Source organism: Providencia sp. LY12 (assembly GCF_057621555.1).
On sequence record NZ_CM172594.1, the window covers coordinates 1,189,143 to 1,214,916 of the forward strand.

20 protein-coding genes, 1 tRNA gene and 2 rRNA genes are annotated in these 25,774 nt (G+C 43.9%); 6 read left to right on the forward strand and 17 right to left on the reverse strand.

What is annotated here, in order from left to right; genetic code table 11:
• Window positions 1–113: 113 nt before the first annotated feature.
• The 3 genes from ACY3ZI_RS05380 (at window position 114) to ACY3ZI_RS05390 (ending at window position 3,403) form a co-directional block, all read left to right on the forward strand.
• Window positions 114–3,019 (forward strand): 23S ribosomal RNA (locus tag ACY3ZI_RS05380).
• A gap of 135 nt (window positions 3,020–3,154) precedes the next feature.
• Window positions 3,155–3,270 (forward strand): 5S ribosomal RNA (rrf, locus tag ACY3ZI_RS05385).
• Between the two features lie 56 nt (window positions 3,271–3,326).
• Window positions 3,327–3,403, forward strand: a tRNA-Asp gene (locus tag ACY3ZI_RS05390).
• Between the two features lie 159 nt (window positions 3,404–3,562).
• Here the strand turns inward: ACY3ZI_RS05390 and ACY3ZI_RS05395 are convergent.
• From ACY3ZI_RS05395 to ACY3ZI_RS05410, 4 genes are all read right to left on the reverse strand, one after another.
• The gene (locus ACY3ZI_RS05395) at window positions 3,563–3,907 is read right to left on the reverse strand and encodes a YfiM family lipoprotein (protein WP_036947732.1); all 345 of its coding nucleotides are present in this window, start codon (window positions 3,905–3,907) and stop codon (window positions 3,563–3,565) included.
• 88 nt (window positions 3,908–3,995) lie between these two features.
• Entirely contained in the window at window positions 3,996–5,351 is a 1,356-nt protein-coding gene (pssA, locus tag ACY3ZI_RS05400) for a CDP-diacylglycerol--serine O-phosphatidyltransferase (protein ID WP_487376349.1), read from the reverse strand.
• Between the two features lie 159 nt (window positions 5,352–5,510).
• A complete protein-coding gene (locus ACY3ZI_RS05405; RefSeq protein ID WP_249215362.1) occupies window positions 5,511–8,156 on the reverse strand; it encodes a bifunctional acetate--CoA ligase family protein/GNAT family N-acetyltransferase in 2,646 nt (881 codons plus the stop codon).
• A gap of 244 nt (window positions 8,157–8,400) precedes the next feature.
• Window positions 8,401–9,102, reverse strand: coding sequence for a tRNA-uridine aminocarboxypropyltransferase (locus ACY3ZI_RS05410; RefSeq protein ID WP_211887929.1), 702 nt, complete (start codon window positions 9,100–9,102; stop codon window positions 8,401–8,403).
• A 173-nt stretch (window positions 9,103–9,275) separates the two neighbouring features.
• Here ACY3ZI_RS05410 and ACY3ZI_RS05415 point away from each other — a divergent pair, with 173 nt between their 5' ends.
• Window positions 9,276–10,409 (forward strand): tRNA/rRNA methyltransferase, encoded by a 1,134-nt coding sequence (locus ACY3ZI_RS05415; protein ID WP_211887930.1) that lies wholly within the window; start codon window positions 9,276–9,278, stop codon window positions 10,407–10,409.
• An 82-nt stretch (window positions 10,410–10,491) separates the two neighbouring features.
• Here ACY3ZI_RS05415 and emrB read toward each other — a convergent pair whose 3' ends face one another.
• From emrB to nrdH, 8 genes are all read right to left on the reverse strand, one after another.
• Window positions 10,492–11,991 carry a multidrug efflux MFS transporter permease subunit EmrB gene (emrB, locus tag ACY3ZI_RS05420; RefSeq protein WP_051422531.1) on the reverse strand — a complete coding sequence of 500 codons (1,500 nt, stop codon included), beginning with the start codon at window positions 11,989–11,991 and terminating at the stop codon, window positions 10,492–10,494.
• 57 nt (window positions 11,992–12,048) lie between these two features.
• On the reverse strand, window positions 12,049–13,227 hold the full coding sequence (gene emrA / locus ACY3ZI_RS05425; RefSeq protein WP_211887931.1) for a multidrug efflux MFS transporter periplasmic adaptor subunit EmrA: 1,179 nt from the start codon (window positions 13,225–13,227) through the stop codon (window positions 12,049–12,051).
• A 223-nt stretch (window positions 13,228–13,450) separates the two neighbouring features.
• Window positions 13,451–13,966 (reverse strand): transcriptional repressor MprA, encoded by a 516-nt coding sequence (gene mprA / locus ACY3ZI_RS05430; protein ID WP_036947719.1) that lies wholly within the window; start codon window positions 13,964–13,966, stop codon window positions 13,451–13,453.
• Window positions 13,967–14,626: 660 nt separating this feature from the next.
• Entirely contained in the window at window positions 14,627–15,826 is a 1,200-nt protein-coding gene (locus ACY3ZI_RS05435; protein ID WP_487376355.1) for an MFS transporter, read from the reverse strand.
• 143 nt (window positions 15,827–15,969) lie between these two features.
• Entirely contained in the window at window positions 15,970–16,941 is a 972-nt protein-coding gene (gene nrdF, locus ACY3ZI_RS05440; protein WP_487376357.1) for a class 1b ribonucleoside-diphosphate reductase subunit beta, read from the reverse strand.
• Between the two features lie 13 nt (window positions 16,942–16,954).
• Window positions 16,955–19,102, reverse strand: a complete 2,148-nt coding sequence (nrdE, locus tag ACY3ZI_RS05445) for a class 1b ribonucleoside-diphosphate reductase subunit alpha (protein WP_211887933.1) — start codon at window positions 19,100–19,102, stop codon at window positions 16,955–16,957.
• Complete coding sequence (gene nrdI, locus ACY3ZI_RS05450; protein WP_036947711.1) at window positions 19,095–19,523, reverse strand: class Ib ribonucleoside-diphosphate reductase assembly flavoprotein NrdI; 429 nt, start codon at window positions 19,521–19,523, stop codon at window positions 19,095–19,097. Before nrdI ends, nrdE begins: the two co-directional genes overlap by 8 nt.
• 11 nt (window positions 19,524–19,534) lie before the next feature.
• Window positions 19,535–19,762, reverse strand: coding sequence for a glutaredoxin-like protein NrdH (gene nrdH / locus ACY3ZI_RS05455; protein WP_036947709.1), 228 nt, complete (start codon window positions 19,760–19,762; stop codon window positions 19,535–19,537).
• A gap of 297 nt (window positions 19,763–20,059) precedes the next feature.
• On the opposite strand from nrdH, the gene ACY3ZI_RS05460 reads away from it, so the two are divergent.
• Window positions 20,060–20,518 carry a methylated-DNA--[protein]-cysteine S-methyltransferase gene (locus ACY3ZI_RS05460; RefSeq protein WP_006660933.1) on the forward strand — a complete coding sequence of 153 codons (459 nt, stop codon included), beginning with the start codon at window positions 20,060–20,062 and terminating at the stop codon, window positions 20,516–20,518.
• Window positions 20,519–20,734: 216 nt separating this feature from the next.
• Window positions 20,735–20,944 (forward strand): transcription antiterminator/RNA stability regulator CspE, encoded by a 210-nt coding sequence (gene cspE, locus ACY3ZI_RS05465; protein WP_006662336.1) that lies wholly within the window; start codon window positions 20,735–20,737, stop codon window positions 20,942–20,944.
• 187 nt (window positions 20,945–21,131) lie between these two features.
• On the opposite strand, the gene lipA is transcribed toward cspE, so the two are convergent.
• The 5 genes from lipA to rlpA form a co-directional block, all read right to left on the reverse strand.
• On the reverse strand, window positions 21,132–22,097 hold the full coding sequence (gene lipA / locus ACY3ZI_RS05470; protein WP_036947707.1) for a lipoyl synthase: 966 nt from the start codon (window positions 22,095–22,097) through the stop codon (window positions 21,132–21,134).
• Between the two features lie 70 nt (window positions 22,098–22,167).
• Window positions 22,168–22,731, reverse strand: coding sequence for a lipoyl(octanoyl) transferase LipB (gene lipB / locus ACY3ZI_RS05475; protein ID WP_230082517.1), 564 nt, complete (start codon window positions 22,729–22,731; stop codon window positions 22,168–22,170).
• Between the two features lie 216 nt (window positions 22,732–22,947).
• Window positions 22,948–23,211 carry a DUF493 family protein YbeD gene (gene ybeD / locus ACY3ZI_RS05480; RefSeq protein WP_006662335.1) on the reverse strand — a complete coding sequence of 88 codons (264 nt, stop codon included), beginning with the start codon at window positions 23,209–23,211 and terminating at the stop codon, window positions 22,948–22,950.
• A gap of 153 nt (window positions 23,212–23,364) precedes the next feature.
• Window positions 23,365–24,594, reverse strand: a complete 1,230-nt coding sequence (dacA, locus tag ACY3ZI_RS05485) for a D-alanyl-D-alanine carboxypeptidase DacA (RefSeq protein WP_487376360.1) — start codon at window positions 24,592–24,594, stop codon at window positions 23,365–23,367.
• 191 nt (window positions 24,595–24,785) lie between these two features.
• Window positions 24,786–25,763, reverse strand: a complete 978-nt coding sequence (gene rlpA, locus ACY3ZI_RS05490; RefSeq protein ID WP_211887934.1) for an endolytic peptidoglycan transglycosylase RlpA — start codon at window positions 25,761–25,763, stop codon at window positions 24,786–24,788.
• Window positions 25,764–25,774 lie beyond the last annotated feature (11 nt).

The window sequence follows — 25,774 nt, forward strand, 5'->3', positions numbered from 1 at the left end:
AGCGCAGCGTACATAAGTACGTGAGCATTGCGAACCCTGCCCAACGAAGAAGTTCACCACGCACAGCCATGACGTTTCGTGTCGTCTGATAAAAAGACACCTTCGGGTTGTGAGGTTAAGCGACTAAGCGTACACGGTGGATGCCTAGGCAATCAGAGGCGATGAAGGACGTGCTAATCTGCGATAAGCGTCGGTAAGGTGATATGAACCGTTATAACCGACGATTTCCGAATGGGGAAACCCAGTGCAATTCGTTGCACTATCGTTTGATGAATACATAGTCAAACGAGGCGAACCGAGGGAACTGAAACATCTCAGTACCTCGAGGAAAAGAAATCAACCGAGATTCCCCTAGTAGCGGCGAGCGAACGGGGAGCAGCCCAGAGTCTTAATCAGCATTAGCATCAGGAGAACGGTCTGGAAAGGCCGGCAGTAAAGGGTGATAGCCCCGTATCCGAAGGTGTTAGTGTTGTGAACTCGACGAGTAGGGCGGGACACGTGTTATCCTGTCTGAATATGGGGGGACCATCCTCCAAGGCTAAATACTCCTGATTGACCGATAGTGAACCAGTACCGTGAGGGAAAGGCGAAAAGAACCCCGGCGAGGGGAGTGAAATAGAACCTGAAACCGTGTACGTACAAGCAGTGGGAGCACCCTTGTGGTGTGACTGCGTACCTTTTGTATAATGGGTCAGCGACTTATATTCTGTAGCAAGGTTAACCGTATAGGGGAGCCGTAGGGAAACCGAGTCTTAACTGGGCGAATGAGTTGCAGGGTATAGACCCGAAACCCGGTGATCTAGCCATGGGCAGGTTGAAGGTTGGGTAACACTAACTGGAGGACCGAACCGACTAATGTTGAAAAATTAGCGGATGACTTGTGGCTGGGGGTGAAAGGCCAATCAAACCGGGAGATAGCTGGTTCTCCCCGAAAGCTATTTAGGTAGCGCCTCGTGAACTCATCTTCGGGGGTAGAGCACTGTTTCGACTAGGGGGTCATCCCGACTTACCAACTCGATGCAAACTACGAATACCGAAGAATGTTATCACGGGAGACACACGGCGGGTGCTAACGTTCGTCGTGAAGAGGGAAACAACCCAGACCGCCAGCTAAGGTCCCAAAGTCATAGTTAAGTGGGAAACGAAGTGGGAAGGCTCAGACAGCCAGGATGTTGGCTTAGAAGCAGCCATCATTTAAAGAAAGCGTAATAGCTCACTGGTCGAGTCGGCCTGCGCGGAAGATGTAACGGGGCTAAACTATGCACCGAAGCTGCGGCAGCGATATGTAAATATTGTTGGGTAGGGGAGCGTTCTGTAAGCCTGTGAAGGTGTGCTGTGAGGCATGCTGGAGGTATCAGAAGTGCGAATGCTGACATAAGTAACGATAATGCGGGTGAAAAACCCGCACGCCGGAAGACCAAGGGTTCCTGTCCAACGTTAATCGGGGCAGGGTGAGTCGACCCCTAAGGCGAGGCAGAAATGCGTAGTCGATGGGAAACGGGTTAATATTCCCGTACTGGTGATAATTGCGATGGGGGGACGGAGAAGGTTAGGCTGGCCGGGCGACGGTTGTCCCGGTTTAAGGATGTAGGCAGGTGAATTAGGCAAATCCGGTTCACTATATGCTGAGGTCTGATGACGAGTCACTACGGTGGCGAAGTAGCTTATACCCCGCTTCCAGGAAAAGCCTCTAAGCTCTAGATTATCATTAATCGTACCCCAAACCGACACAGGTGGTCAGGTAGAGAATACTCAGGCGCTTGAGAGAACTCGGGTGAAGGAACTAGGCAAAATGGTGCCGTAACTTCGGGAGAAGGCACGCTGGCATTAGGTGAAGTGGTTTACCCATGGAGCTGAAGCCAGTCGCAGATACCAGCTGGCTGCAACTGTTTATTAAAAACACAGCACTGTGCAAACACGAAAGTGGACGTATACGGTGTGACGCCTGCCCGGTGCTGGAAGGTTAATTGATGGGGTTATCCGTAAGGAGAAGCTCTTGATCGAAGCCCCAGTAAACGGCGGCCGTAACTATAACGGTCCTAAGGTAGCGAAATTCCTTGTCGGGTAAGTTCCGACCTGCACGAATGGCGTAATGATGGCCAGGCTGTCTCCACCCGAGACTCAGTGAAATTGAACTCGCTGTGAAGATGCAGTGTACCCGCGGCAAGACGGAAAGACCCCGTGAACCTTTACTATAGCTTGACACTGAACATTGAGCCTTGATGTGTAGGATAGGTGGGAGGCTTTGAAGCGTGGACGCCAGTCTGCGTGGAGCCAACCTTGAAATACCACCCTTTAATGTTTGATGTTCTAACGTAGCCCCGTAATCCGGGGTGCGGACAGTGTCTGGTGGGTAGTTTGACTGGGGCGGTCTCCTCCCAAAGAGTAACGGAGGAGCACGAAGGTTGGCTAAGCATGGTCGGACATCATGCGGTTAGTGCAAAGGCATAAGCCAGCTTGACTGCGAGAGTGACGGCTCGAGCAGGTACGAAAGTAGGTCTTAGTGATCCGGTGGTTCTGTATGGAAGGGCCATCGCTCAACGGATAAAAGGTACTCCGGGGATAACAGGCTGATACCGCCCAAGAGTTCATATCGACGGCGGTGTTTGGCACCTCGATGTCGGCTCATCACATCCTGGGGCTGAAGTAGGTCCCAAGGGTACGGCTGTTCGCCGTTTAAAGTGGTACGCGAGCTGGGTTTAGAACGTCGTGAGACAGTTCGGTCCCTATCTGCCGTGGGCGTTGGAAGATTGAAAGGGGCTGCTCCTAGTACGAGAGGACCGGAGTGGACGCACCACTGGTGTTCGGGTTGTCATGCCAATGGCATTGCCCGGTAGCTAAGTGCGGAAGAGATAACCGCTGAAAGCATCTAAGCGGGAAACTTGCCTTGAGATGAGTCTTCCCTGACTCTTTAAGGGTCCTAAAGGAACGTTTAAGACTAAGACGTTGATAGGTTGGGTGTGTAAGCGTAGCGATACGTTGAGCTAACCAATACTAATGAACCGTGAGGCTTAACCTGACAACACCGAAGGTGTTTTCGAGATGAGAGATTGAGTTGATTTTCAAAGAAAGTGAGAAGCCGGAAGGTAGACACACAGCTTGTTCAAGATTGATATTCTGGTTACCAAAAGGTAACGGGGATAAACAGAATTTGTCTGGCGGCAATAGCGCGGTGGTCCCACCTGACCCCATGCCGAACTCAGCAGTGAAACGCCGTAGCGCCGATGGTAGTGTGGGGTCTCCCCATGTGAGAGTAGGGAACTGCCAGACATTAAATTAAAGTTTATTGCGAAGCAATAAGTTGCTGAAAGGCAAAAAGAATAAGTGGAGCGGTAGTTCAGTTGGTTAGAATACCTGCCTGTCACGCAGGGGGTCGCGGGTTCGAGTCCCGTCCGTTCCGCCACTTATAGCAAGCCCCGTGATGAAAATCACGGGGTTTTTGTTTTTCTACAATACATGTAATACAGCAATTTCTAACTATATTTTCTCCCTGTCGTCACACAGCTCACTCTGCTATAGTGATCTCTTCTAGATTTTTTTGTTTATTATGAGCGAGCAAATATTACTTAAAGTTTTGATATAGAGTATAACCTGCCACTGAACCCGCTACATCATAAGCAAAATCATGCCAACTCCAGCCAGTACCTGCTGGTCGGCTATCATAAAGTTCTTTCGCTGCACCTAGCGAAATCGAAAACAACATACCGAATTGTGCCGCTTGCCGATGTTGCATGTTCTGCCTATCCGCATACGCATTACCAGCAGCAGCCATTGCAGCAGAAAAGGCAAAGTGCTGCGCCTTATCTTTTCCCTGCCAATTATCATTTGACCAATGGAAGCCTGAACAGCCAGTCATGACTATTAAGGAGCAACTTAAAGCTAATGTTTTATAAGAGAGATTTGGCATATATCTTGGCCCTCTACAGCAACTGATAAGTTAGAGTTCGCTAGATAATAAAAAGCGCCACATGAGCGGCGCTTTAGAGAGTCAATTATTAAAGTATTCGACTAATGAGTCGATCAACTCGGATACGTCGTAATCGACGGATCAGTTTTTTCACTTTAACAGGGTAGGTTTGAATGCTATCCAGCTCGCGATAATGATGAACAACTTTAGTATGGACTCGGATGCAATCAAGCTCGTGTTGGCGTTGTTCTTGGAGCTGTTGTTTTGGATCGTGGATTAATACCGCATTTTCCAAATCTAATCCCCAAGCCCGTGGATTCAGGTTATTACCTGTAATCAGCTGCCATTGATTATCAACCCACATTCCTTTCAGGTGATAGGTGTTGTCACCATCTTTCCATAAACGAACTGTCAGTTGTTCACTATCAATAAAACGCTGCAAACGGCTAACAAACTTACGTAAGTTTATTTCATAGAGATAAGGCAAAGCACCGATGATTTTAAAAGGCTCTTCAGGTGGAATATAGAAGTCGTTAGCGGTTTTATCACCAATAATGATTTCAACTTTCTTTCCATCACGCAGTAACTTGCTGATAATTCTAACCAAAACAGCAGGTAAATTAAAATATGGCGTACAGATAGTTAGCTTTTCAGCTGTTGAGCTCATTAAATGGGTGATAGTACGATTTAACTCGTTCTTTTTTCCTAGGCCAACAAACGGAGTAACGGCGAGTTCATCATTGGAAGCATTACCTGAAAATTGGTAATTAACGCCTCTTAATGACAAACGAAATTGCTTGATTAATGCTTTAAACTCCGCTGTTTTGGGTCTATTAGGCGTATTGAGTAGATGAATAGCATCCGATGATAAAAGAGAATCATCAATGAATTTTTTCATCGTTGTCGTGAGCTGGCTATTTTTGATGAGATGATATCTATCATAGCGGTATTTTTCATGACGATGCAGATAGACATCATTGATGCTTGCCCCGCTATACAGAAGCGTATCATCAAATAAGAAACCTTTTAAGTGCAGTACCCCTAATGCTTCACGCGTGTTTACGGGGATCCCGAAAACAGGGATCTCAACATCAGGGTATTGCTGAGAAACTTCATAATACCAATCGGCATTAGTTAGATTAGCCGCTGCGCCAATTCGACCGCGTTGAGCTCGGTGCCAATCAACTAGAATTTTAATATCTAGATTAGGATTTGCTTGTTTAGCGGCATACAGAGCATGAAGGATGTCTTTACCCGCATCATCTTTTTCTAAATACAGAGCCGTAATGTAGACTGTATTTTTAGCTTGCGAGATCTGTTCAAGCAGAGCACCACGAAAATCTTCCGTCTTATAGAGCGTTTTAACATCATCAACCGACTGAGACAATTTAGGCATGTTTGCCAAGTGTTGTTGATGTTTTGCTTGTTTTAGTTTTGACAACATCACAGTGTGAATTTTCTCTTGTTAGTCTAATAGCAAATCGCTTTATACAAATATTTAAGCGAATGATCTGTCGATGATATCATATTTACACCATTCATTAGGAATAAATTGACCATTGGTTTACTTACTATACAGATTACGGTTTATTCCTAACGATAATTATAGATGTAGGGTGAGATTTACGACACCATCCTCAAATTGAACATCAATTTGGAATCCTAATTTTTTTGCTAAACTGATCATATTACGGTTTTCTGGCATGGTGATCGCTGTCAGTTTCTTAATGCCATGTCCGCGGGTGTAGTTGAGCAATTTTTGCATTAATTGATAGCCGAGTGTTTGACCTTTCATATCTGAACGAACTAAAACGGCAAACTCAGCTTCTTGGTTATCAGGATCTGCCATTGCACGAGTTACACCGATAATTTCGGGTTGTGTATCACTATTTTTAACAGCGACAAACGCCATTTCTCGGTCGTAATCGATTTGCGTCATATTCGCGAGATCATCATGAGTGAATTCACTGATTTCACTGAAATAACGGTAATAAAGATCTTCTTTAGTGACTTGCTCAATAAAGGATTTTAAGAGTGGTTCATCTTCAGGAAGAATCGGTCTTAACAAGCAAGTTAAATCATCTTTTAGGTTAATGGTCTCTTCAAGTTCATTAGGATAAGGACGGATGGCAAGCCGAGTATTTGGATTGTCACTTGCTGGGTTCAATGTCATTGAAACATCAAGTAATGTGAATTCATCACCAGCGGCGAGCAGTGGGTGTATGTCCAACCGGGTAATGTTAGGACAATCAATGATTAGGTTAGATACACGAACTAATAAGCTAGCTAGCCCCGGAATATCTAATGGCTCTAAAGCACTACGGGCTTTAATTTTATGTCCTTTGATCGCATTAATGACCAAGTAACGTGCTAGCGCTAAGTTTAGTGGCGGAAGGGCTACGGCTGCCTGGCTCTCTTGTTGCCACTCTATGCCTCCTTCACCAAGCATGATCAATAAACCAAAAACAGGGTCAAGCTCAACAGCAATTCGTAGCTCCTGAGCGCCTGCGCGATTCGCCATGCTTTGTACTAATAAGCCTTCAATTCGAGCTTGTGGATAATTAGTCGAGACTCGTTCAATAATGGCATTAGCGGCTTCAGCGACTTCTTTGGCATTCCTTAAATAGAGCATAACGCCCTGAACTTCTGATTTGTGCACAATGTCAGGAGAACGTAATTTTAGTGCAACGGGATAGCCAATCTTTTCTGCAATTTCAACGGCCTGTTCGCTGGAATGAGCAATCCATGTTGGTAAACTGTTTAAGCCATAAGCTTTTAAGATTGGCTGAACCTCATGGGTATCTAAATGCAGCTTGTTATTTTCAATGGCTTGCATGATACAGGTATGTGCTTGCTGAGTATTTGCGGTTATTCCGACAGGCAGCGCAGGGGTTTCTTTTAATTGTTTTTGGTTACGGCGATATTCCACCATATGCATATAGGCGGTGATTGCACCTTCGGGTGTTCTGTAAGTTGGGATCCCAGCTTCGCTGAAAAGCCTTCTTGCTTCTTGAGAAGAATATTCCCCGCACCAGTTTGTGAGGATGGTTAACCATTTGCCCCGAGGATGCTGCTTAATAGTTTTGATCACTTTTTCTGCCATGGACTTACTTTGTGTAATGGCACTTGGGGTATGGATCAAAAGCAACGCATCATGATCGTGACTATCGAGCATTTTGTTTAATACGTTGAGATACCTATCAACAGTAGAATCATCGCCGAGGTCAATCGGGTTTTGGGTAGATAAATCTAGTGGCAATAGAGAGCTCAGTTCGTTTTCAGTTTCTACACTGAGTTTTGCAAGCTTCCCATTACGTAGCAGTAGTTCATCGAGTGCCATTGCGGCAGGTGCTGAGCCGTTGCTCATAATCGATAAACGTTCTCCTCGTAGCGGAGTCATATAACTTAGTGTTTCTACCGCAGAAAACATTTCGTGGGTATCTTGGACGCGCAGCAAACCTGCCCGTTGAATCGCAGCATCATAAGCGGCATCTAAACTTGGTTTTTCACCGAGAAGCTCTTGCGCTTTGCGTGTTCGCCCGCTTTTGATAACGAGGATCGGTTTGTTACGGGATGCACTACGAGAAGATGATAAAAAGCGTCTAGCATCACTAATATTTTCTAAATAAAGCAAGATAGCACTGGTTTTGCTGTCTCGTGCAAGATAGTCCAGTAGGTCATCAATATCGATATCAATGCTATCGCCAAGGGCAATAAAATAGGAAAAGCCGATATCGCGATGGCGCGCCCAATCTAAGACTGTATTTGAGACTGCGGCAGATTGTGAAATAAATGCCAGTTTACCTTTCAAAATAGGGATTGGGGAAAAGCTGGCGTTTAGCCCTTGCCATGGTGCAAAGAAGCCTAAGCTATTCGGACCCAATAAACGAATTTGGTATTGCTGTGCCACCTTTTTCAGTTCATTAAATTGAATAGAAGGGGATGATAAGATAATGACGACATTACAGCCTGCTTCCCCAAGCTGCCGGAGACATTCAACATTGCGAGAATAGTGAGTGCAGATTACCGCAAGATCAGGCTTGAGTGGGAGTTTATCAATTGAGGGATAAGCAAGGACGCCAAGAATGGAGCTTCTGTTCGGATTAACGGGCAGAATAGGGCCTTTGAAACCGCTGCTGAGTAAGTTTTTCATCATCACGGATCCTGCTCGGCTAGGATCTTCTGATGCGCCCACGACAACAATAGATTTTGGTCTAAACAATGACTCTAGCTGACTCACTAACCCCATGGCGGTAAACCTTTTTGTGGTGAGCGAAAACCCGCTCAATTGATTTTGAGTTCGTAAGCAACGCTATACGATACAGCAACACTATGTCGTATATTGTGCCGTATATTGTGGGAAGCGCCAGTTTATCGGGGGAATTTTATTGAATATTACAAGCACCCTCACGTTTTGCTGTGAAGGTGATTTTCAAAATAGAAATTGCTGGAAAGCGAGGCATATAAATAGCGTAAAAAATGCCTATAAGGAGTTATTCTTGGGGCTGAGACAAGAGCATTTGAGCGGTTGGATGATGCGGTTTTCCCTCTAAGTATTTACGGCGAAACAGATTGAAATGCGTAAATAACGCTTGGGATGCATCAATATCACCAGCTTGCTCTAGCACGGTAGCAGCCACCTCCGCGGTGCAGTGTTGCTCTTCCCGCGATGGGGTACGCAGCAGGTAGTCGGTTCTCGCTTTCGTATTGATAGACAACATTGGAATTTGATCCAAATAAGGGCTTTTGCGGAACATCTTACGCGCTTCTGGCCAAGTGCCATCTAACAGAATAAACAATGCAGGTTTGTCAGAAAGCGTTGGTGCATTGACGACGACACGATCTGTTTGCGCGTAGCTTTCTGGGAAAATCAGATAAGGCTGTCTACTCTTATCTTGCAGTGCAGCTAATAACTGGTTGTCAGGATCTGTTCTTGACCATTGATATGCCTGAGTATCAGGAAGCACATCGGCAATGAGTTTTCCGGTATTGCTCGGTTTAAAGACTTCACCATCAAACATAATCAGACAAAATTGGCTTTTTGCTTGTGCAGAAACCGTTTCTTCGCAGAGACACTGTGGTGCGGGTAGCAGGCAATATTGACAGCGTTTTACCCGGCAACCCCTTGCTTTAAAAGGTTTTGTAGAAAGGGCTAAGCGTTGTTGACGCAGATGATAGACAGCGTTCTGACTCATGGTTGATAAGGCACTTTTCGTTGCGACAAAAATAAGGGGCATATTGTACGCAAAACGATTTGTCTACGATAGAAGTATATTCAATAACTTTTCGGTGAGATAATAGCGCGGATCGGTAGCGTAGCTTTGCAACTTCATGTAATCTTCGCGCCATAGCTTAGTAGGGGATAGCGATGAACGACACGAATGATTTTAGTGGTAAAAACGGCAAAGTAAAAGTGATGTATGTCCGTAGCGAAGAGCAGGACAATAATAAAGGTAATGATAAACGCCGTGGCGGTCGTGATGATAAGCGCGACGATAGACGCGGTGATAAACGTTCAGGTGGACGTAATGATCGCAACGACCGTAATGATCGTAACGAACGTTCAGGTCGCTCTGGTCGTCCAGAAGGTGGTCGCTCAGAACGCCGTTCTGACAATGACAGACGCTCAAGTAATCGCGATAGCGCTCCTCGTGGAGAGCAGTCACCATGGCGTACAGTTTCAAAACCGGGTAGTGATGAATTAGAAAACGACCACGGTGGTATTTCAGGAAAAAGCCAAATTGATCCTGAGCAGTTACGTAAACAGCGCCAAGAAGAGACGCGTATTTACGGCGAAAATGCTTGCCAAGCGATGTTTAAAAACCGTCCAGATGGTATTGTCCGTGCGTGGTTCTTGCAGTCAGTCACCCCACGTTTTCGTGATGCATTAAAATGGATGGCGGCAAACCGTAAAGCGTACCATGTTGTTGATGAAGAAGAGTTAACAAAAGCGTCTGGTACTGAGCACCACGGCGGTGTGTGCTTTATCATCAAAAAACGCGGTGGTATGGCAGCAGAAACCTACTTAGAAAATGCGGTCGATACCGATTGTGTTTTAGCGCTGGAAGATGTTGGTAACCCGCATAACCTTGGTGGGATCATGCGTAGCTGCGCTCACTTTGGTGTGAAAGGTGTGATTTTACAAGATGCAGGAATGCTGGAATCAGGTGCGGCAATTCGTACCGCTGAAGGCGGCGCAGAGCATATTAAAGCCATTGATGCGGATGGTTTCACCCCAACACTGAATAAATTCCGTGAAGCGGGCTATACCATCGTTACGACATCAAGCCATAAAGGTAGTCAGGACATTGCTAAGGTTCAATTACCGAAGAAAATGGTGTTGGTGTTAGGTCAAGAGAGTGATGGTTTAAGTGACAGCACATGGGATCAGGGTGATATGAGCCTGTACATTGGCGGAACAGGTAAAGTTGAAAGCCTGAACGTCTCTGTCGCAACAGGGATTATGCTTTCTCAGTGGTGGTCACAAAATAAAGTTAAGTAATTACTTACTGACTTGAGCTAGCTTAAAAAAAAACCATACGCAAAATTGTGTATGGTTTTTTTTCATTTGGATTATATGCCAGCTAGTGAGCTCCGCCACCATCTTTTGAACCAGCTCCGAATGGTGGTTTGGCAAACCATACAATCACCATTAACAGAATAAACACGCCAGCGGACATCCAGAAAATTTCATTAGCAGAAATAATTAGCCCTTGCTCAGTAATTGAGCGCGCAATATACGCAGCACTTTGCTGCTCATTCATTCCTATTTGCGCCAACTCACTGTACATATGTTGAGCATTTGGATTATACGGGTTAACAAACTCTGTCAGATTTTCATGGTGCATTGCTTCACGCTGTGTCCACAACGTGGTGGTGATGGAGGTACCAATTGCACCCGCTAAGGTTCGCGTGAAGTTAGATAAGCTGGACGCTGATGCCATTCTTTCTGGTGGTAAACCTGATAATGTAATGGTCGTGAGTGGCATAAAGAAGCAGGCTATCGCTAAACCTTGAACGAACTGAGGCCATGCTGCTGCGGCAAATCCCATACCAGGCTCAAAGGTGTAAGCTCGCCAGTAATAGCAGACGGCATACATAATAAAACTGAATGTCACTAAATAACGCATATCAATACGGTTACCAAAGCGACCAATAATCGGCGTGATCAGCAGCGGCAATAGACCCACAGGCGCCGAGGCCAAACCCGCCCATGTTGCCGTATAACCGTACACTTCTTGCAGTAACTGAGGCAATAGGACAATGGTACCGAAATAGAGCATATACGCCAAGCTGAGCGCCAAACAACCAATGGTGAAATTACGCTCTTTAAAGAGGGAAAGGTCGATGACGGGATGCTCATCAGTCAGTTCCCAAACAATTAAGAAGGCTATCGCGACAACGGCGATAACGGTCAGAACGATGATCTCCGTAGAGTTAAACCAATCGAGCTCTTTCCCTTGGTCGAGCATAATCTGCAATGCACCAATCCCGACAACCAGTAAGACAAGCCCGACGGTATCAATTGGCTTGATCGCGATTTGAGTTTCACGTCCTTTAAGCGTTCGCATAATGGCAAAAATAATCGCAATACTAAAAGGAACGTTGATAAAGAAAATCCAGCCCCAGTGGTAGTTGTCACTAATATAGCCACCAAGAATAGGCCCACAAATTGGCGCAACCACAATGGTCATTGACCACAGTGCAAGAGCCATACTACGTTTGGCTGGTGGATAGTTATTGAGTAAGAGACTCTGAGACAAAGGAATGAGTGGACCTGCAACCAAACCTTGTAGGACGCGGAATAAAATCAGCATTTCTAAGCTGTTGGAGATCCCACACAACCATGAGGTAAGGGCGAAAAGCCCGGTAGACCATAAAAAGAGGCGAACTTCACCAATACGACGAGCTAACCAGCCAGTGATCGGAATAGAGATAGCATTCGCTACCCCAAACGATGTGATCACCCATGTGCCTTGTGAGTTAGATGCACCCAAGTTACCCGCAATTGTGGGGATAGCGACGTTAGCAATGGTCGAATCCAAAACTTGCATGAAAGTAGCCAAAGATAACGCAATGGTCATCCAAGCCAGTTTTGAACCTGTTAACGGTGCATTTGTCACGTTAATGTCTCCGTTTACTTATTTGCCAGAGTTATTTTGAATAATCTCAGCAACAATTTTGTCAGCAGGAGACATATCAACCGCTAAAGCGGTTGTGTGATAAGCCGGCGTATCGCGCAGGCCTTTGGATAACACTTTGCCGTCTTTATTGGCCGTATCCACTTCGACTTCGGTTGAGAGCCCAATACGTAGAGGGTACTCATCAAGTTGAGTTTCATCGAGGGCGATACGTACTGGAAGGCGTTGAACTACTTTGATCCAGTTACCGCTCGCATTTTGAGCAGGTAATAACGAGAACGCGCTCCCCGTCCCCATATCAAGCCCAACCACGGTACCGTTGAATACCACATTTTTGCCGTAGAAATCGGTGGTTACTTTGGCGGGTTGACCAATGCGCATGCTCGCTAATTGCGTCTCTTTAAAGTTGGCATCAATCCACATTCCGCTGGATGGCACAATTGCCATTAATGGGGTATTTGGCGTGATTTGTGAACCGACTTGCACACTACGGCGGGAAACGTAACCGTCCACTGGGCTGACAATTTTGGTGCGTTGCAGGGCAAGCCATGCATTTCGTACCTGCGTTGCAGCTTGTTCAACAAGAGGTTGCTTTTCTAAAGCCGTATTGAGCACGATGGCTTGATTGGCGTTGTACTGTTCAATCGCCACATCAAGTGCACCTTTCGCACTAATGACCGCTTCTCTCGCATGTTGGAGCTCTTCTTTACCGATTAAATTGCTGCTACCTAAGACTTCGCGGCGTTTTAAATCATTTTGTAAGCGGGATAGTTCAGAGCGTTTAACATCAATATTCGCTTGAAATTGACGGCTATTGATAATGTGCTGTTGTGATTGTCGAACGCTGTTAGCAAGTTCAGTTTTGGCTTTTTCAAGGGCGAGTTCGGCATCTCTAGGATCTAACTCCACCAGTACCGTTCCACTTTTCACAAAATCGGTGTTATCGACATTGACTGTCATGACGCTACCGGATATTTGCGCTTGGATTTGAACTTGATTTCCAGCAACGTAAGCGTTGTCTGTTGATTCGTAATGGCGTAAGACGAGATACCAGTATGCAGTCCAACCGATACCTATCGCGATAAAAATAACGGTTAGGAACATTAGTGCATTTCTGCGCTGTCTTTTTTTGTTTAATGGCGGCGTTTGCGTTTCAGGCAGATCCTCGCGTGCGCTCATACTGGTGGTTCCCCATATTCAATGGATAAAAATAACGGCTGTTTCCAGCAGTTAGTGTTAACTACTGGAAACTAAGACGACAAATGATTTCGTTGCTCGATGGGATATCGCAATATATAACTGAAAGGATAATGAAATATATGTGAGTGAAAAGTTTTTTTTTCAGTTTAAGCCACAGAATGCCTCAAAAACATTAACCATGAAATATCTGTGGTCAATATTATCACTCTTTTATGCTATCGAGTTTTGCTAATAATTTGCGCATCAGCTTGTCGAGCAGCTGTTTTTCATCAGTATCCAATGAAGACCAGATATCGATCAATGCTTTATGTTGCGGCGGTAATAATCCACTGAGAAACTCAGAGCCTTTTTCCGTTAAGTGCAAATGTAGGCAGCGACGGTCGTTATGGCTTTCTTTACGCTCAATCCAACCATTTTTTTCTAATTCATCAGCAATACGTGTTGCGTTAGTCCGTGAAGAACCTAATGCTGCACTGAGTTCAGATGGCTGAATGCTATGAGAATCTTTAGTATCAAGGATCATGAGCGCCATAAATAGCGTTTCATTGACACCTTGAGCTCTTAGCATGTTATTACGTGATTCCAACAGTTTTCCATGAACGTGCATGCACAAGCGCGTCAATAAAATTTCTTGGTAAGGGATAGTATTTTCTTGTGAAGTTTGTTGCGCGACGCGAGCGTTAAGTAATTCTTCTGTCGGTGTAAATGAACTTTCCATTATTTGGATACCTTATTAGTTTCAGTTGGTAAGATTTCAACTGTAATCAACCATGTAAATGGTATATTAAAAGATAGAATTAGCAATTATACTTAATTAATTTCATCCATTTTATTTTGACAATGATACATCATTCATAAATTTTATGAATGTGTTTTAACGCATTTAGTATAGTTCAATTAACAATCACTGCTTTCTTACTATCATGTAGGTAAATAGATGAAAATATAATTGCGTTTTATACGACAAATAAAATCATATAAAACAATATATAATCACATCGCATTAACTCAATACCATTTTTTTTATTACTCAATAATTACAAGATAGAAGGATCTTTTTGTTTTTTGAGGTAAATACCCTAAAAAGGCATCTAGGGTATTGAGTAATACCGAATTAATATTTTGTGGGTAAGAAGTATACCATTTGATAAAGATATACTTTTTGCTTAACTGTGTCACTTATTAACTTTTTCTAGGTAAATTATACCTTGAACCAATTATTTATCATTGTTAGCTATTTAACATGATGATTATTATCACAGAGATATAATAATAGGTTAAATAATGGACGCATGAATAATAGATGAGATATTAAATGAGCGGTAAGTTCTATAGCAGCCAAATAGATGACTGCTATAGATAAAAATGAATGAAGGGATTACTGTTCAGAGGTAATAATTGGATCGAATCGAGCACCAATTGCCCAAATGATTAAACTGATACCTGTGATAACAACGCCTGAAATCGCTACGCCCATCCAACCTGCATGTTCATAGGCATAACCTGAAAGTAATGAACCTAGTGCTCCGCCAATAAAATAACTGGTCATATAGCCGGCAGTTAAGCGATTTCGTGCTTCAGGCATAATACGATAAAGCGTGCTTTGGTTAGTCACGTGAACACCTTGGATGGCAAGGTCAAGCACTAAGATGCCGATAATAAAAGCGATCAGTGAATATTTTGCCAGACCGATTGGGATCCACGAGAGCAACAATAGAATTAGTCCAAGGGTAGTGACTAATTTGCCTTTACCTTTATCCACTAAGCGTCCTGCTTGGGTTGCCATTAATGCGCCAGCTGCACCAACCAGACCAAATAACCCGATAGTACCCTCAGAATAATTAAACGGTGGGCTGGCTAATAAGAATGCCATCGCGGTCCATAATAGCGCAAAGTTCGCGAAAGTGAGGGCGCCAAGCAGTGCGCGAGTCGCTAAGACTGGCGTAGTAAAAAACAGACGTCCGATAGAGCCAATGAGTTGAAAATAGTTAAGATCTGTTTTTTGGTGATAACGCGGTAATTTAAGCGCCAAAATTAGGATCAGGAGCATCATTAATCCAAAAGCAACCCAGTAAATAGCTCGCCAACCGCCTATCATTGCCACGCCACCGGAGATAGTTCGAGCGAGTAAGATTCCAAGAAGTAACCCACTCATAATGGTGCCAACCGCTTTGCCCCGTTGATGAGGTTTTGCAATAGAAGCTGCCATAGGAACAAGTACTTGGGCGACAACGGAGAATAGCCCTGTGAGGGCGGTACCGAGAAGAATTTGCCAAATATTGTCAGAAAGCGCGGTGATTAATAAACCACTGGCTGACAAGGTGGTCATCACGATGATCAATTTTTTGCGTTCAAAAAGATCACCAAGAGGAACAAGGAAGAGTAACCCAAAGGCGTAACCTAATTGGGCGGCAGTCACAATAAAACCCGCCATATTGGTTGTTAGGTTGAATTGGAGTGCGATAGTGTCTAACAGGGGCTGTGCGTAATAGTTACTGGCAACGACCAGCCCAGTGGCGATGGCCATTAAGAGCGTTAAGCCCGTAGTCAGTTCCGCTTGTGGTGTTTTCATGCTCATTATGCTTCGGATATGAATGTTATTTTATGATCTGTGGGTAGGCATCAAGCCTATCCCACTATGACCGTTTATAGTATTAATGATTTAAGTGATTTTATTATTTTTTTCAAAAGATTGATGCGAGATATTTTTGTTGATGTTATTCAAAAAAGCCAATCATCATCTTCAGTACTGACTGCTTTACCAATCACATAGGATGAACCTGAACCGGAGAAAAAGTCATGGTTTTCGTTGGCATCAGGCGAAAGTGCCGACAAAATCTCAGGGCTAACTTGGGTTATTGAGTCAGGGAAAAGTGCCTCATAGCCCAGATTCATCAAGGCCTTATTCGCATTATAGTGAAGGAAGCTTTTCACATCTTCACTCCAGCCAACGCTATCATACAGCTCTTGGGTGTACTTGATTTCATTTTCATATAAATCAAACAAGAGCGAAAAAGTGAAATCCTTAATTTCATTGCGTTCTTGTTCAGAATAATGGACAAGGGCTTTTTGAAATTTATAGCCAATATAGTAACCATGAATAGCTTCATCGCGGATGATCAGACGAATTAAATCGGCGGTATTGGTGAGTTTTCCTCGGCTTGACCAGTACATGGGTAAGTAAAAACCGGAGTAAAACAAAAATGACTCTAAAAAGACGCTGGCGACTTTTTTCTTCAGTGGATGCTCATCGCAGTAGTAAGACAAAATAATTTTGGCTTTATTTTGCAACGCACTGTTTTCTTCACTCCAACGATAGGCTTCATCAACATCGGCAGTGGAACACAGTGTTGAAAAAATCGAGCTGTAAGAGCGTGCATGCACTGCTTCCATAAAGCTGATATTGGAGAGAACCGCTTCTTCGTGAGGCGTTTGAGCATCTCCCATCAAACACGGTGCGCCAACGGTATTTTGGATGGTATCCAACAAGGTTAATCCCGTAAAAACGCGGATGGTGAGTTGCTGTTCGGCAGGTGTCAGCGTGTTCCAAGAAACCGTATCGTTGGATAGTGGAATTTTTTCAGGAAGCCAAAAATTACTGGTCAATCGATTCCACACTTCGAGATCTTTATCATCCTGGATGCGGTTCCAGTTTATTGCTTGAACAGGGCGATTGAGCGTGCTGGTGGTCATTATCTTTTTCCTTTTACAGTGAGCAGGAGACGCAGCCTTCGACTTCGGTGCCTTCAAGTGCTGTCTGACGTAATCGAATGTAATACAAGGTTTTGATCCCTTTTCGCCATGCGTATATTTGGGCTTTATTGATATCACGGGTGGTGGCATTGCCATCGAAAAATAGGGTTAGTGATAAACCTTGGTCGACGTGTTGGGTGGCTTCGGCATAGGTATCAATAATTTTCTCAGGACCAATCTGATAAGCATCTTGGTAGTATTTGAGATTCTCATTGGTCATAAAAGGGGCTGGGTAGTAAACACGCCCAATCTTACCTTCTTTACGAATTTCGATAGGCGCGACCACGGGGTGAATACTGGAGGTAGCATTATTGATATAAGAGATAGACCCCGTAGGCGGAATAGCTTGCAAGTTTTGATTATAAATTCCATGTGCCATCACGGACTGTTTTAATGTCTGCCAGTCCGTTTGTGTTGGTATTTCGATGCCCGAACGTCGGAATAATTCCTGCACGGTTTGGGTCTTTGGTGACCATGTTTTGTTGATATATTTATCAAAATACTCGCCACTGGCGTAGGTGGACATTTCAAAACCATCAAAAGCTTGTTGGCGTTCGATAGCTAATTGGTTCGAGGTTTTTAAGGCATGGTATGCCACGGTGTAAAAGTAGATATTGGTAAAATCTAACCCTTCTTCAGAACCATAATGAATATGTTCACGAGCTAAGAAACCATGTAAATTCATTTGCCCTAAGCCAATGGCGTGGGATTGTTGGTTACCTTTGGCTATGGATGGAACTGAGCGAATATTGCTCATATCAGAAACGGCAGTTAAGGCGCGAACGGCAGTATCAATTGAGCGTGCAAAATCAGGAGAATCCATGGTTTTGGCGATGTTCATGGAGCCTAAATTACAGCTAATATCTTTACCAATATATTGGTAGCTTAAATCTTCTTCATAAAGGCTAGGTTGGTTTACCTGTAAAATCTCAGAGCACAAGTTACTCATATTGATTCGGCCTGCAATCGGATTGGCGCGGTTAGCCGTATCCTCAAACAAAATGTAGGGATAGCCAGATTCAAATTGAATTTCGGCGATAGTCTGGAAAAACTCTCTCGCATTAATTTTGAATTTCTTGATGGCTTTGTTATTCACCATTTCATGATATTTTTCTGTCACGCTGATTTCCGACATCGGTACCCCATAGACTTTTTGGATGTCATAGGGGGAAAACAGGTACATGTCTTCATTGTTTTTAGCGAGCTGGAAAGTGATATCGGGGATCACGACCCCAAGTGAAAGCGTTTTAATTCGAATTTTTTCATCCGCATTTTCCCGTTTAGTATCTAAAAATCGCAGGATATCGGGGTGATGAGCATGAAGATACACTGCGCCTGCACCTTGTCTTGCTCCTAGCTGATTGGCATAGGAAAAGGCATCCTCCAGCATTTTCATCACTGGAACCACGCCGGACGATTGGTTTTCTATCTGTTTAATCGGTGCGCCTTGTTCGCGCAAATTACTCATCAAGAAAGCGACACCACCTCCGCGCTTGGACAGTTGCAGGGCTGAGTTCACGGAGCGCCCGATGGACTCCATATTGTCTTCTATACGCAGTAAAAAGCAGGAAATAAGCTCGCCGCGTTGTTTTTTACCGCCGTTAAGGAATGTGGGAGTGGCAGGTTGAAAACGTCCGCTAATGATTTCATCCACTAAGAGTGTCGCGAGGGATTTTGAGCCTTGCGCCAAAGCCAGTGCAACCATACAAACCCGGTCTTCATAACGCTCAAGATAACGCTCACCATCGAAGGTTTTTAGGGTATAACTGGTGTAATACTTAAAGGCGCCCAAAAAGGTTTGAAAGCGAAATTTGTGGGCGTAGGCTTGTTTAAAAAGCTGTTTAATAAATGGGAAATCGTATTGAGCGAGCACCTCTTCTTCGTAGTAATTTTCATTGACTAAGAAATCGAGTTTTTCTTTTAAATCGTGAAAAAAGACCGTGTTTTGATTTACATGCTGGCGGAAATAGAGGTGAGCAGCTTGTTTGTCTTTATCCAACTGTAAACGACCTACACTATCATAAAGATTAAGCATCGCATTGAGCGCGTGGTAGTCCGCATTGCGATTGTTATTTAGGTGACTGTGCTGTGGGTTATCCATTGATCTGCTCCTTTGTGTGAGCCCAGAATGTTTTTAATCCATGTTTTACAGATTGCACATCGCGCTCTGTGCCTAATAATTCAAATCGGTAGAGGAAGGGAATTGCGCATTTTTGAGCGACAATGTTGCCGGCAATGGCATAAGCCTCACCAAAGTTGGTATTACCCGCAGCGATGACACCGCGAATTAACGCACGGTTTGCCTCGATATTGAGAAAGTGCACCACTTCTTTAGGCACAGCGCCATGAGCGGTTCCACCGCCATAGGTCGGCAGCAACAGCACATAGGGTTGTGAGGCGAAAAGTACATTTTCAGGTAGATGGCCAATGGGAATACGAGTGGCTGGCAGCTGTAATTTTTCGACGAATCGATGGCAATTACCTGAGCGACTCGAGAAATAAATTAGCGGTTGAGTGGTCATTTCAACCTCTCTTACTCAATCAGTGCATTGATTTTATCGGGGCGGAAGCCTGACCAATGCTGCTCTCCTACAATGACGACAGGAAGCTGCTGATAGCCTAGTTTTCTTATGAACTCAATGGCTTGGTTATCTTCAGAAAGGTCGATAATGGTGTACGGTAATTGCTTGCGCTCGAACGCTTGGTAGGTTGCATTACACTGGACGCAGTTGGGTTTACTATAAATGGTAATCTCAGTCATTTTTTTCACCTTAACATTTTCAGAACGTGGTAGTTACGTAATGGTGGTGTGTTGAAGATGAGTTGATCCTATATATAGGCGTAAAATATTTCAACCATACAATATATAGTGATTTCTTTATTTGAATGATAATCATTCGAATTATTGTCTATGCTGTTATTAACATTGGAAATAAAAAAATTCAGGGGGAGATGATTCAGTTAGCTACACTGAGAAAAAATATCATTGCAAAGTAGAAATAATTTACCTTATAACTGTATATACAATCAGGTAAATGAATCCTTTTGAGGAGATGTTATGTACCATCAATATTTAGTAGCCCCAGAAAACTTTCCGAAACCGTGGATCCATATTACGGCTGATGATGAAGGTGTGACGAGTATCTATTTTGTTGATGAAAAAACGGAGAAAGAGTCGAAAAACGAATTCTCAAAGCAGTGTGCGAAAGAACTAAAAGAGTATTTTAATCATAAGCGGAAAGTGTTTTCGGTTGCATTGAATCCGCAAGGTACTGAATTTCAGAAAAAAGTCTGGAAGCATTTGTGCGAAATTCCTTATGGTGAGCGCTGGAGTTATAAAGATCTCGCCTTAAAACTGGGCTCGGTTAACTATTGTCGAGCCGTCGGTATGGCCAATTCTCGTAACCCTATATCTTTGATTGTGCCTTGCCATCGTGTCTTAGGACATGACGGAAAGCTGGTGGGTTATACAGGAGGATTGGATATTAAAGATTGGTTACTTATTCATGAGAAGTAAACGCTAAAAAATTAACCATGAGTAATACTTACCTTTGTATTAATTACTATTATTAAGAATTATCCCCGTATTCTGGACGAAATAGGTGGATAAATAATATTTTTTTATCATTTAAATCAATTTTCGTGATCTAGGTTGTAGACAAGTCAGTTATATATTTGATGTACTGAGCTTGATACAGATGGTGTGTCTATTTTATTTTAAAGGTAATATTTGATGTCTAAAGTTAAAGGTAACGTTAAGTGGTTCAATGAGTCCAAAGGTTTTGGTTTTATCACTCCAGAAGATGGTAGCAAAGATGTTTTTGTTCACTTCTCTGCGATTTCTGGCGACGGTTTCAAAACCTTAGCAGAAGGCCAAAAAGTTGAATTTGAAATCACTGAAGGCGCGAAAGGTCCATCAGCTGCTAACGTTGTCTCTTTGTAATTAAATACTTAGAAACGAACAGCACTAAACTCGCACTAGCTTTGCTAGCGCGAGTTTTTTTATCGCTAAAATTGATCTAATGATAATTTTCATTGGTGATAAATTAGGTAACTAATAAAAAACCCCAATGTGTAGTAATTCACAATTGGGGTTTCTTTTAATCACTATTTAGACGAAAAGATTAATATTATTTAACTTCTTCGCCTTTTGCTTGTAGATCGGCATGATAGGAAGAGCGTACAAACGGGCCACAGGCTGCGTGAGTGAAGCCCATATCCATCGCTGCCTCTTTCATTTCATCGAACTCAGCAGGGCTCACATAGCGTTTAACGGGTAAGTGGTGGCGGCTTGGCTGCAAGTATTGCCCCAACGTTAACATGGTAACGCCATGACGACGCAGATCACGCATCACTTCAATGATCTCTTCGTTGGTTTCCCCTAAGCCTACCATTAAGCCTGATTTTGTTGGAATTTCAGGGTGAGCTTCTTTGAATTTTTCCAGTAATTTCAGTGACCATTCGTAGTTAGCACCAGGGCGAACTTGGCGGTAAATACGCGGTACGTTTTCAAGGTTGTGGTTAAACACATCCGGTGGCGTAGCGGTGAGAATTTCTAATGCCCGATCCATACGTCCACGGAAGTCAGGCACGAGAGTTTCAATTTTAATGGTCGGGCTTTTTTCACGGATGGCACTGATACAATCAGCAAAGTGCTGGGCACCACCATCACGCAAATCATCACGGTCAACGGAAGTAATAACCACATAACGCAGAGCCATGTCTTTGATGGTTTGCGCTAATTTTTCTGGCTCATTCGCATCAGGGGCATTTGGTCGACCATGGGCAACGTCACAGAATGGGCAACGGCGAGTACAGATAGCACCTAAGATCATAAAGGTGGCAGTTCCGTGGTTAAAACATTCAGAGAGGTTAGGGCAGGAAGCTTCTTCGCAGACTGAGTGCAGGCCATTTTTACGCATTGCGGCTTTAATGCCTTGAATTCGCGTAGAATCAGCTGGCAATCTGATTTTCATCCAGTCAGGTTTACGCAGAATTTCTTCACGTTCCGTCACCACGTTTTTAACAGGGATCAGTGCCATTTTATCGGCGTCACGGTATTTAATTCCACGCTCGATCTGAATTGGTTTACTCATAATGTGCCGGTTCCAGTTATCTGTTTGCCATTAAAATTTTTTTGAAAAATGTTAAAAAATTATAGCATTATTATTGAACAATATGAAATCCAAGTGTGTCACAGAACTGACTAATAAGCACTGGCTGAACATCGTTTAATGTAATGTTTGGCGACAGCGCTCTCACTTGTGTCATTTTCAATTCACTATAACCACAAGGGTTAATGCGATTAAAAGGCTCGAGATCCATATCCACATTCAACGCCAATCCATGGAATGAACAGCCTTTTCGAATACGTAAGCCAAGGGAGCAAATTTTGTCTCCGTTGACATAAACGCCGGGGGCATCAGGGCGTGGATACGCACTGATATTAAAATGGGCAAGGGTATTGACCACGCAAGTTTCTAGGGCGCTAACAAGCTCACGGACACCAATGTGGCTGCGTTTTAGATCTATCATCACATACATGACTTGCTGACCGGGACCATGGTAAGTCACTTGCCCACCACGATCACTTTGGATCACGGGGATATTTCCTGGCGCGAGAAGGTGTTCGGCTTTGCCAGCTTGCCCTTGGGTAAATACGGATGGGTGCTGTACCAGCCAAATCTCATCGCAGGTATCAGGGGTGCGGGATTCTGTAAATTGGTGCATTGCCTCAGATGTGCTCTCGTAGGGAGCCAGACCTAAGTCGCGGATGATGATGCTATTCTTCGACAAAATACGGTGTCCACAGGCTGTAAAGATGAATGGCAGTATAACGCTGTGAACGCGTTACCACCAGTTTGTCTTGTTATTAACTTGTTATTTTTCAGCTGATATTGCGGATAATAAAAAACCGAGCTTGTGGCTCGGTTTTCTTGTTACTAATTACAGCACAACTTTGACTAACTCTAATGCACCTAACTCAGTGTAGAGCGTTTCAACTTGCTCAATATGAGTGGCGTTAATCGTAATAGAGACAGAATGGTAGTTACCTTTGCTGCTCGGTTTAACGTCTGGTGCATAATCACCTGGAGCATGGCGTTGAACCACTTCAATGACTTGGTCAACTAATTCTGGCTGCGCTAGGCCCATCACTTTGTAGGTCAATGGACATGGGAACTCAAGCAGTTCACCTAATTTCGTTTTCATGGGCACTCCTAAAAGATTGATTAGCGCCTGCATAAAAATTGGCTGGAAGAAAATTGATTTCGCCAGCCAATTCACTAGCCCATCAGGGTTTGTATTTCACTACAGGCTTTCAGATACAAACTATATGGGGCTAACTGATTTCAATTTCAAGTATTAACCAAACCAACGATGGAATAATAATTTGATGTAGTCGATTAAACGGCTGAAGAATCCGCCTTCTTCAACATCTTTTAATACCGCTAAAGGACGCTGTTCGATGGTTTTACCGTCTAATTGGAAGCTAATCATTCCCACTTGTTGGCCTTTTTTCAGCGGCGCTTCGATTTCAGTGGTGGTTAATTCGTAGCTTGCTTTTAAGTCTTTTAAACGGCCGCGAGGGATAGTGAGGTACAGGTCTTCAACCACGCCTAATTTAACTTCGCTGTCATCACCAAACCAAACTGGAGCGGTGGCAAATTCGACGCCAGCTTGCAGAGGTTTTACTGTTTCATAGAAACGGAAGCCGTAAGTCAGCAATTTTTTGCTTTCTGCATCACGCCCTTTACTGCTTTTTCCACCCATAACGACGGAAATAAGACGCATATCGCCATCTTTTGCAGAGGCAACTAAGTTATAACCTGCAGCGTCAGTGTGACCGGTTTTGATCCCATCAACTGCAAGGCTCTTATCCCATAACAGACCATTACGGTTAGTTTGGCGGATATTGTTAAACGTGAATTCTTTTTCTTTATAAATTTCGTATTCTTCCGGTACATCACGGATCAGCGCTTGACCAATCAATGCCATATCACGAGCAGAGCTGTACTGACCCGCAGCATCGAGACCATGTACTGTTTGGAAGTGCGTATTTTGCAGACCCAGTTTATTCACGTAGGTGTTCATCAAGTTAACAAAGTTAGCTTGATCACCTGCGACATAGTCTGCCATAGCAACACAGGCATCATTACCTGATTGTAAGTTAATACCACGGGTTAGCTGAGAAACACTCACGCGATCTCCGGGTTTTAAGAACATTAATGAAGAGCCTTTGAAAATTGGGTTACCTGTCGCCCATGCATCTTCACCCACGGTGACCATGTCATTCGCGCCAATTTTGCCTGATTTAATGGCTTGACCGATGACATAGCTCGTCATCATTTTGGTCAAGCTAGCAGGGTCGCGGCGCTGATCTGCATTACTTTCGGCAAGCACTTTACCTGAATTGTAATCAATCAAGATATACGCTTCAGCATCGATAGCTGGAGCAGCAGGAACTGAAGTATTTGGAAAAGCTTCATTCGCATTTGCAAAAGTGACAGTAGAAACGATCAGTGCAGAAGCCAGCGCAGTCTGACGCACGATTTGTGGCAGAAAGACATTGCGTGATGAGGAGACATTTTTCATGGTTGTATCATTACATCCAACATTCGGTTAACACAAGAAAGCGCAGTTTAGCAAAAGTTCGAAGGCAGATAAAAGAAGCTCTTGCGCTGTGCAGGTAAATTTACGCTAGTTTATACCCGTTGTACTTTAAGTTGCAGGGGGAGCTATCAATAATTTCCCCCAGCAACGTAAATTATTCGGTTATTGAGTGATTAAGGGGCAACAACCATGGATTGTTGATTGCGCTCAGACTGTAAACGAGATTGTATCTCTACCGCTTGCTGTCTCGTTGTAAAAGGTCCTAATTGAACGCGGTAGATGCCATTGTAAGGCTGTAGGCGACCCGGTACGTTAAACTGATTTTTTAAGTTATCTAACATACTTTGTGCGTTTGCTTTGCTACTGATAGCGCCAGCTTGAACTAAGAAACCACGTTCAGGAACGGATTCTGTCTCAGTGGCTTTCGGTGCAACTTGTGGTTCTGGCTGCTTGATGTTCATATCTGGCATCGTTGGTTGCATAGGTTCCGCAGGCTGTTTTACTGGTAATACGTTGCTTGGCGCTGGGGATTCTTGCATCACCGGTGTACCTAATGGACCTGAACCTAATTGTGGACGATCCGGCAGGGCATAACTTTGTTTAACAAAGTTTGAACCAACAGTTCCTGGCCCTGATAAGCTTCCATCTGGTGCAACTTGGATTGCATCAATTTTAATTTTTGTGGTCGTCATCAGATTTAAGCGATCAGCGACTGCACGGGATACGGCAATACTTTTGCCAGGAGTATAAGGGCCACGGTCATTGATACGAACCACCATCATGCGCCCGTTCATCATGTTGGTAATACGAGCATAACTTGGAATAGGTAATGTAGGGTGAGCTGCAGTTAACTCTACTGGGTTAGCGCGTTCACCAATGGCAGTCAATTGACCGGAAGCTTCTTGACCATAAATTGACGCATAGCCAACTTGGGAGAACTGTGCGGGTTCACGGACAATTTGGTATTGCTTGCCATTACGCTGGTAATCATTATTTGCCGTTGGATGATAAGGCTCATAATGTGGCTCAGCACCCAACACATCTTGTGTAGGGACATTAGTTGGAACTGTTGGCTGCTGCTTAACGTCTTCGTTAATACACCCACTGAGTAATGTGGTTGCCATGGCGAGCATAATCCATTGTAAACGCATACTAAGCCTCA

What these genes read in the sequence shown, in the direction of transcription:
- lipA (WP_036947707.1), bottom strand. Translation starts at nt 22,097, where the DNA reads ATGAGTAAACCAATTCAGATCGAGCGTGGAATTAAATACCGTGACGCC.
- cspE (WP_006662336.1), top strand. Translation starts at nt 20,735, where the DNA reads ATGTCTAAAGTTAAAGGTAACGTTAAGTGGTTCAATGAGTCCAAAGGT.
- ACY3ZI_RS05395 (WP_036947732.1), bottom strand. Translation starts at nt 3,907, where the DNA reads ATGCCAAATCTCTCTTATAAAACATTAGCTTTAAGTTGCTCCTTAATA.
- nrdE (WP_211887933.1), bottom strand. Translation starts at nt 19,102, where the DNA reads ATGGATAACCCACAGCACAGTCACCTAAATAACAATCGCAATGCGGAC.
- emrA (WP_211887931.1), bottom strand. Translation starts at nt 13,227, where the DNA reads ATGAGCGCACGCGAGGATCTGCCTGAAACGCAAACGCCGCCATTAAAC.
- nrdF (WP_487376357.1), bottom strand. Translation starts at nt 16,941, where the DNA reads ATGACCACCAGCACGCTCAATCGCCCTGTTCAAGCAATAAACTGGAAC.
- ACY3ZI_RS05415 (WP_211887930.1), top strand. Translation starts at nt 9,276, where the DNA reads ATGAACGACACGAATGATTTTAGTGGTAAAAACGGCAAAGTAAAAGTG.
- ACY3ZI_RS05460 (WP_006660933.1), top strand. Translation starts at nt 20,060, where the DNA reads ATGTACCATCAATATTTAGTAGCCCCAGAAAACTTTCCGAAACCGTGG.
- dacA (WP_487376360.1), bottom strand. Translation starts at nt 24,594, where the DNA reads ATGAAAAATGTCTCCTCATCACGCAATGTCTTTCTGCCACAAATCGTG.
- emrB (WP_051422531.1), bottom strand. Translation starts at nt 11,991, where the DNA reads ATGACCATTGCGTTATCTTTGGCTACTTTCATGCAAGTTTTGGATTCG.
- ybeD (WP_006662335.1), bottom strand. Translation starts at nt 23,211, where the DNA reads ATGAAAACGAAATTAGGTGAACTGCTTGAGTTCCCATGTCCATTGACC.
- lipB (WP_230082517.1), bottom strand. Translation starts at nt 22,731, where the DNA reads ATGCACCAATTTACAGAATCCCGCACCCCTGATACCTGCGATGAGATT.
- ACY3ZI_RS05405 (WP_249215362.1), bottom strand. Translation starts at nt 8,156, where the DNA reads ATGGGGTTAGTGAGTCAGCTAGAGTCATTGTTTAGACCAAAATCTATT.
- ACY3ZI_RS05410 (WP_211887929.1), bottom strand. Translation starts at nt 9,102, where the DNA reads ATGAGTCAGAACGCTGTCTATCATCTGCGTCAACAACGCTTAGCCCTT.
- rlpA (WP_211887934.1), bottom strand. Translation starts at nt 25,763, where the DNA reads ATGCGTTTACAATGGATTATGCTCGCCATGGCAACCACATTACTCAGT.
- nrdI (WP_036947711.1), bottom strand. Translation starts at nt 19,523, where the DNA reads ATGACCACTCAACCGCTAATTTATTTCTCGAGTCGCTCAGGTAATTGC.
- nrdH (WP_036947709.1), bottom strand. Translation starts at nt 19,762, where the DNA reads ATGACTGAGATTACCATTTATAGTAAACCCAACTGCGTCCAGTGTAAT.
- mprA (WP_036947719.1), bottom strand. Translation starts at nt 13,966, where the DNA reads ATGGAAAGTTCATTTACACCGACAGAAGAATTACTTAACGCTCGCGTC.
- ACY3ZI_RS05435 (WP_487376355.1), bottom strand. Translation starts at nt 15,826, where the DNA reads ATGAGCATGAAAACACCACAAGCGGAACTGACTACGGGCTTAACGCTC.
- pssA (WP_487376349.1), bottom strand. Translation starts at nt 5,351, where the DNA reads ATGTTGTCAAAACTAAAACAAGCAAAACATCAACAACACTTGGCAAAC.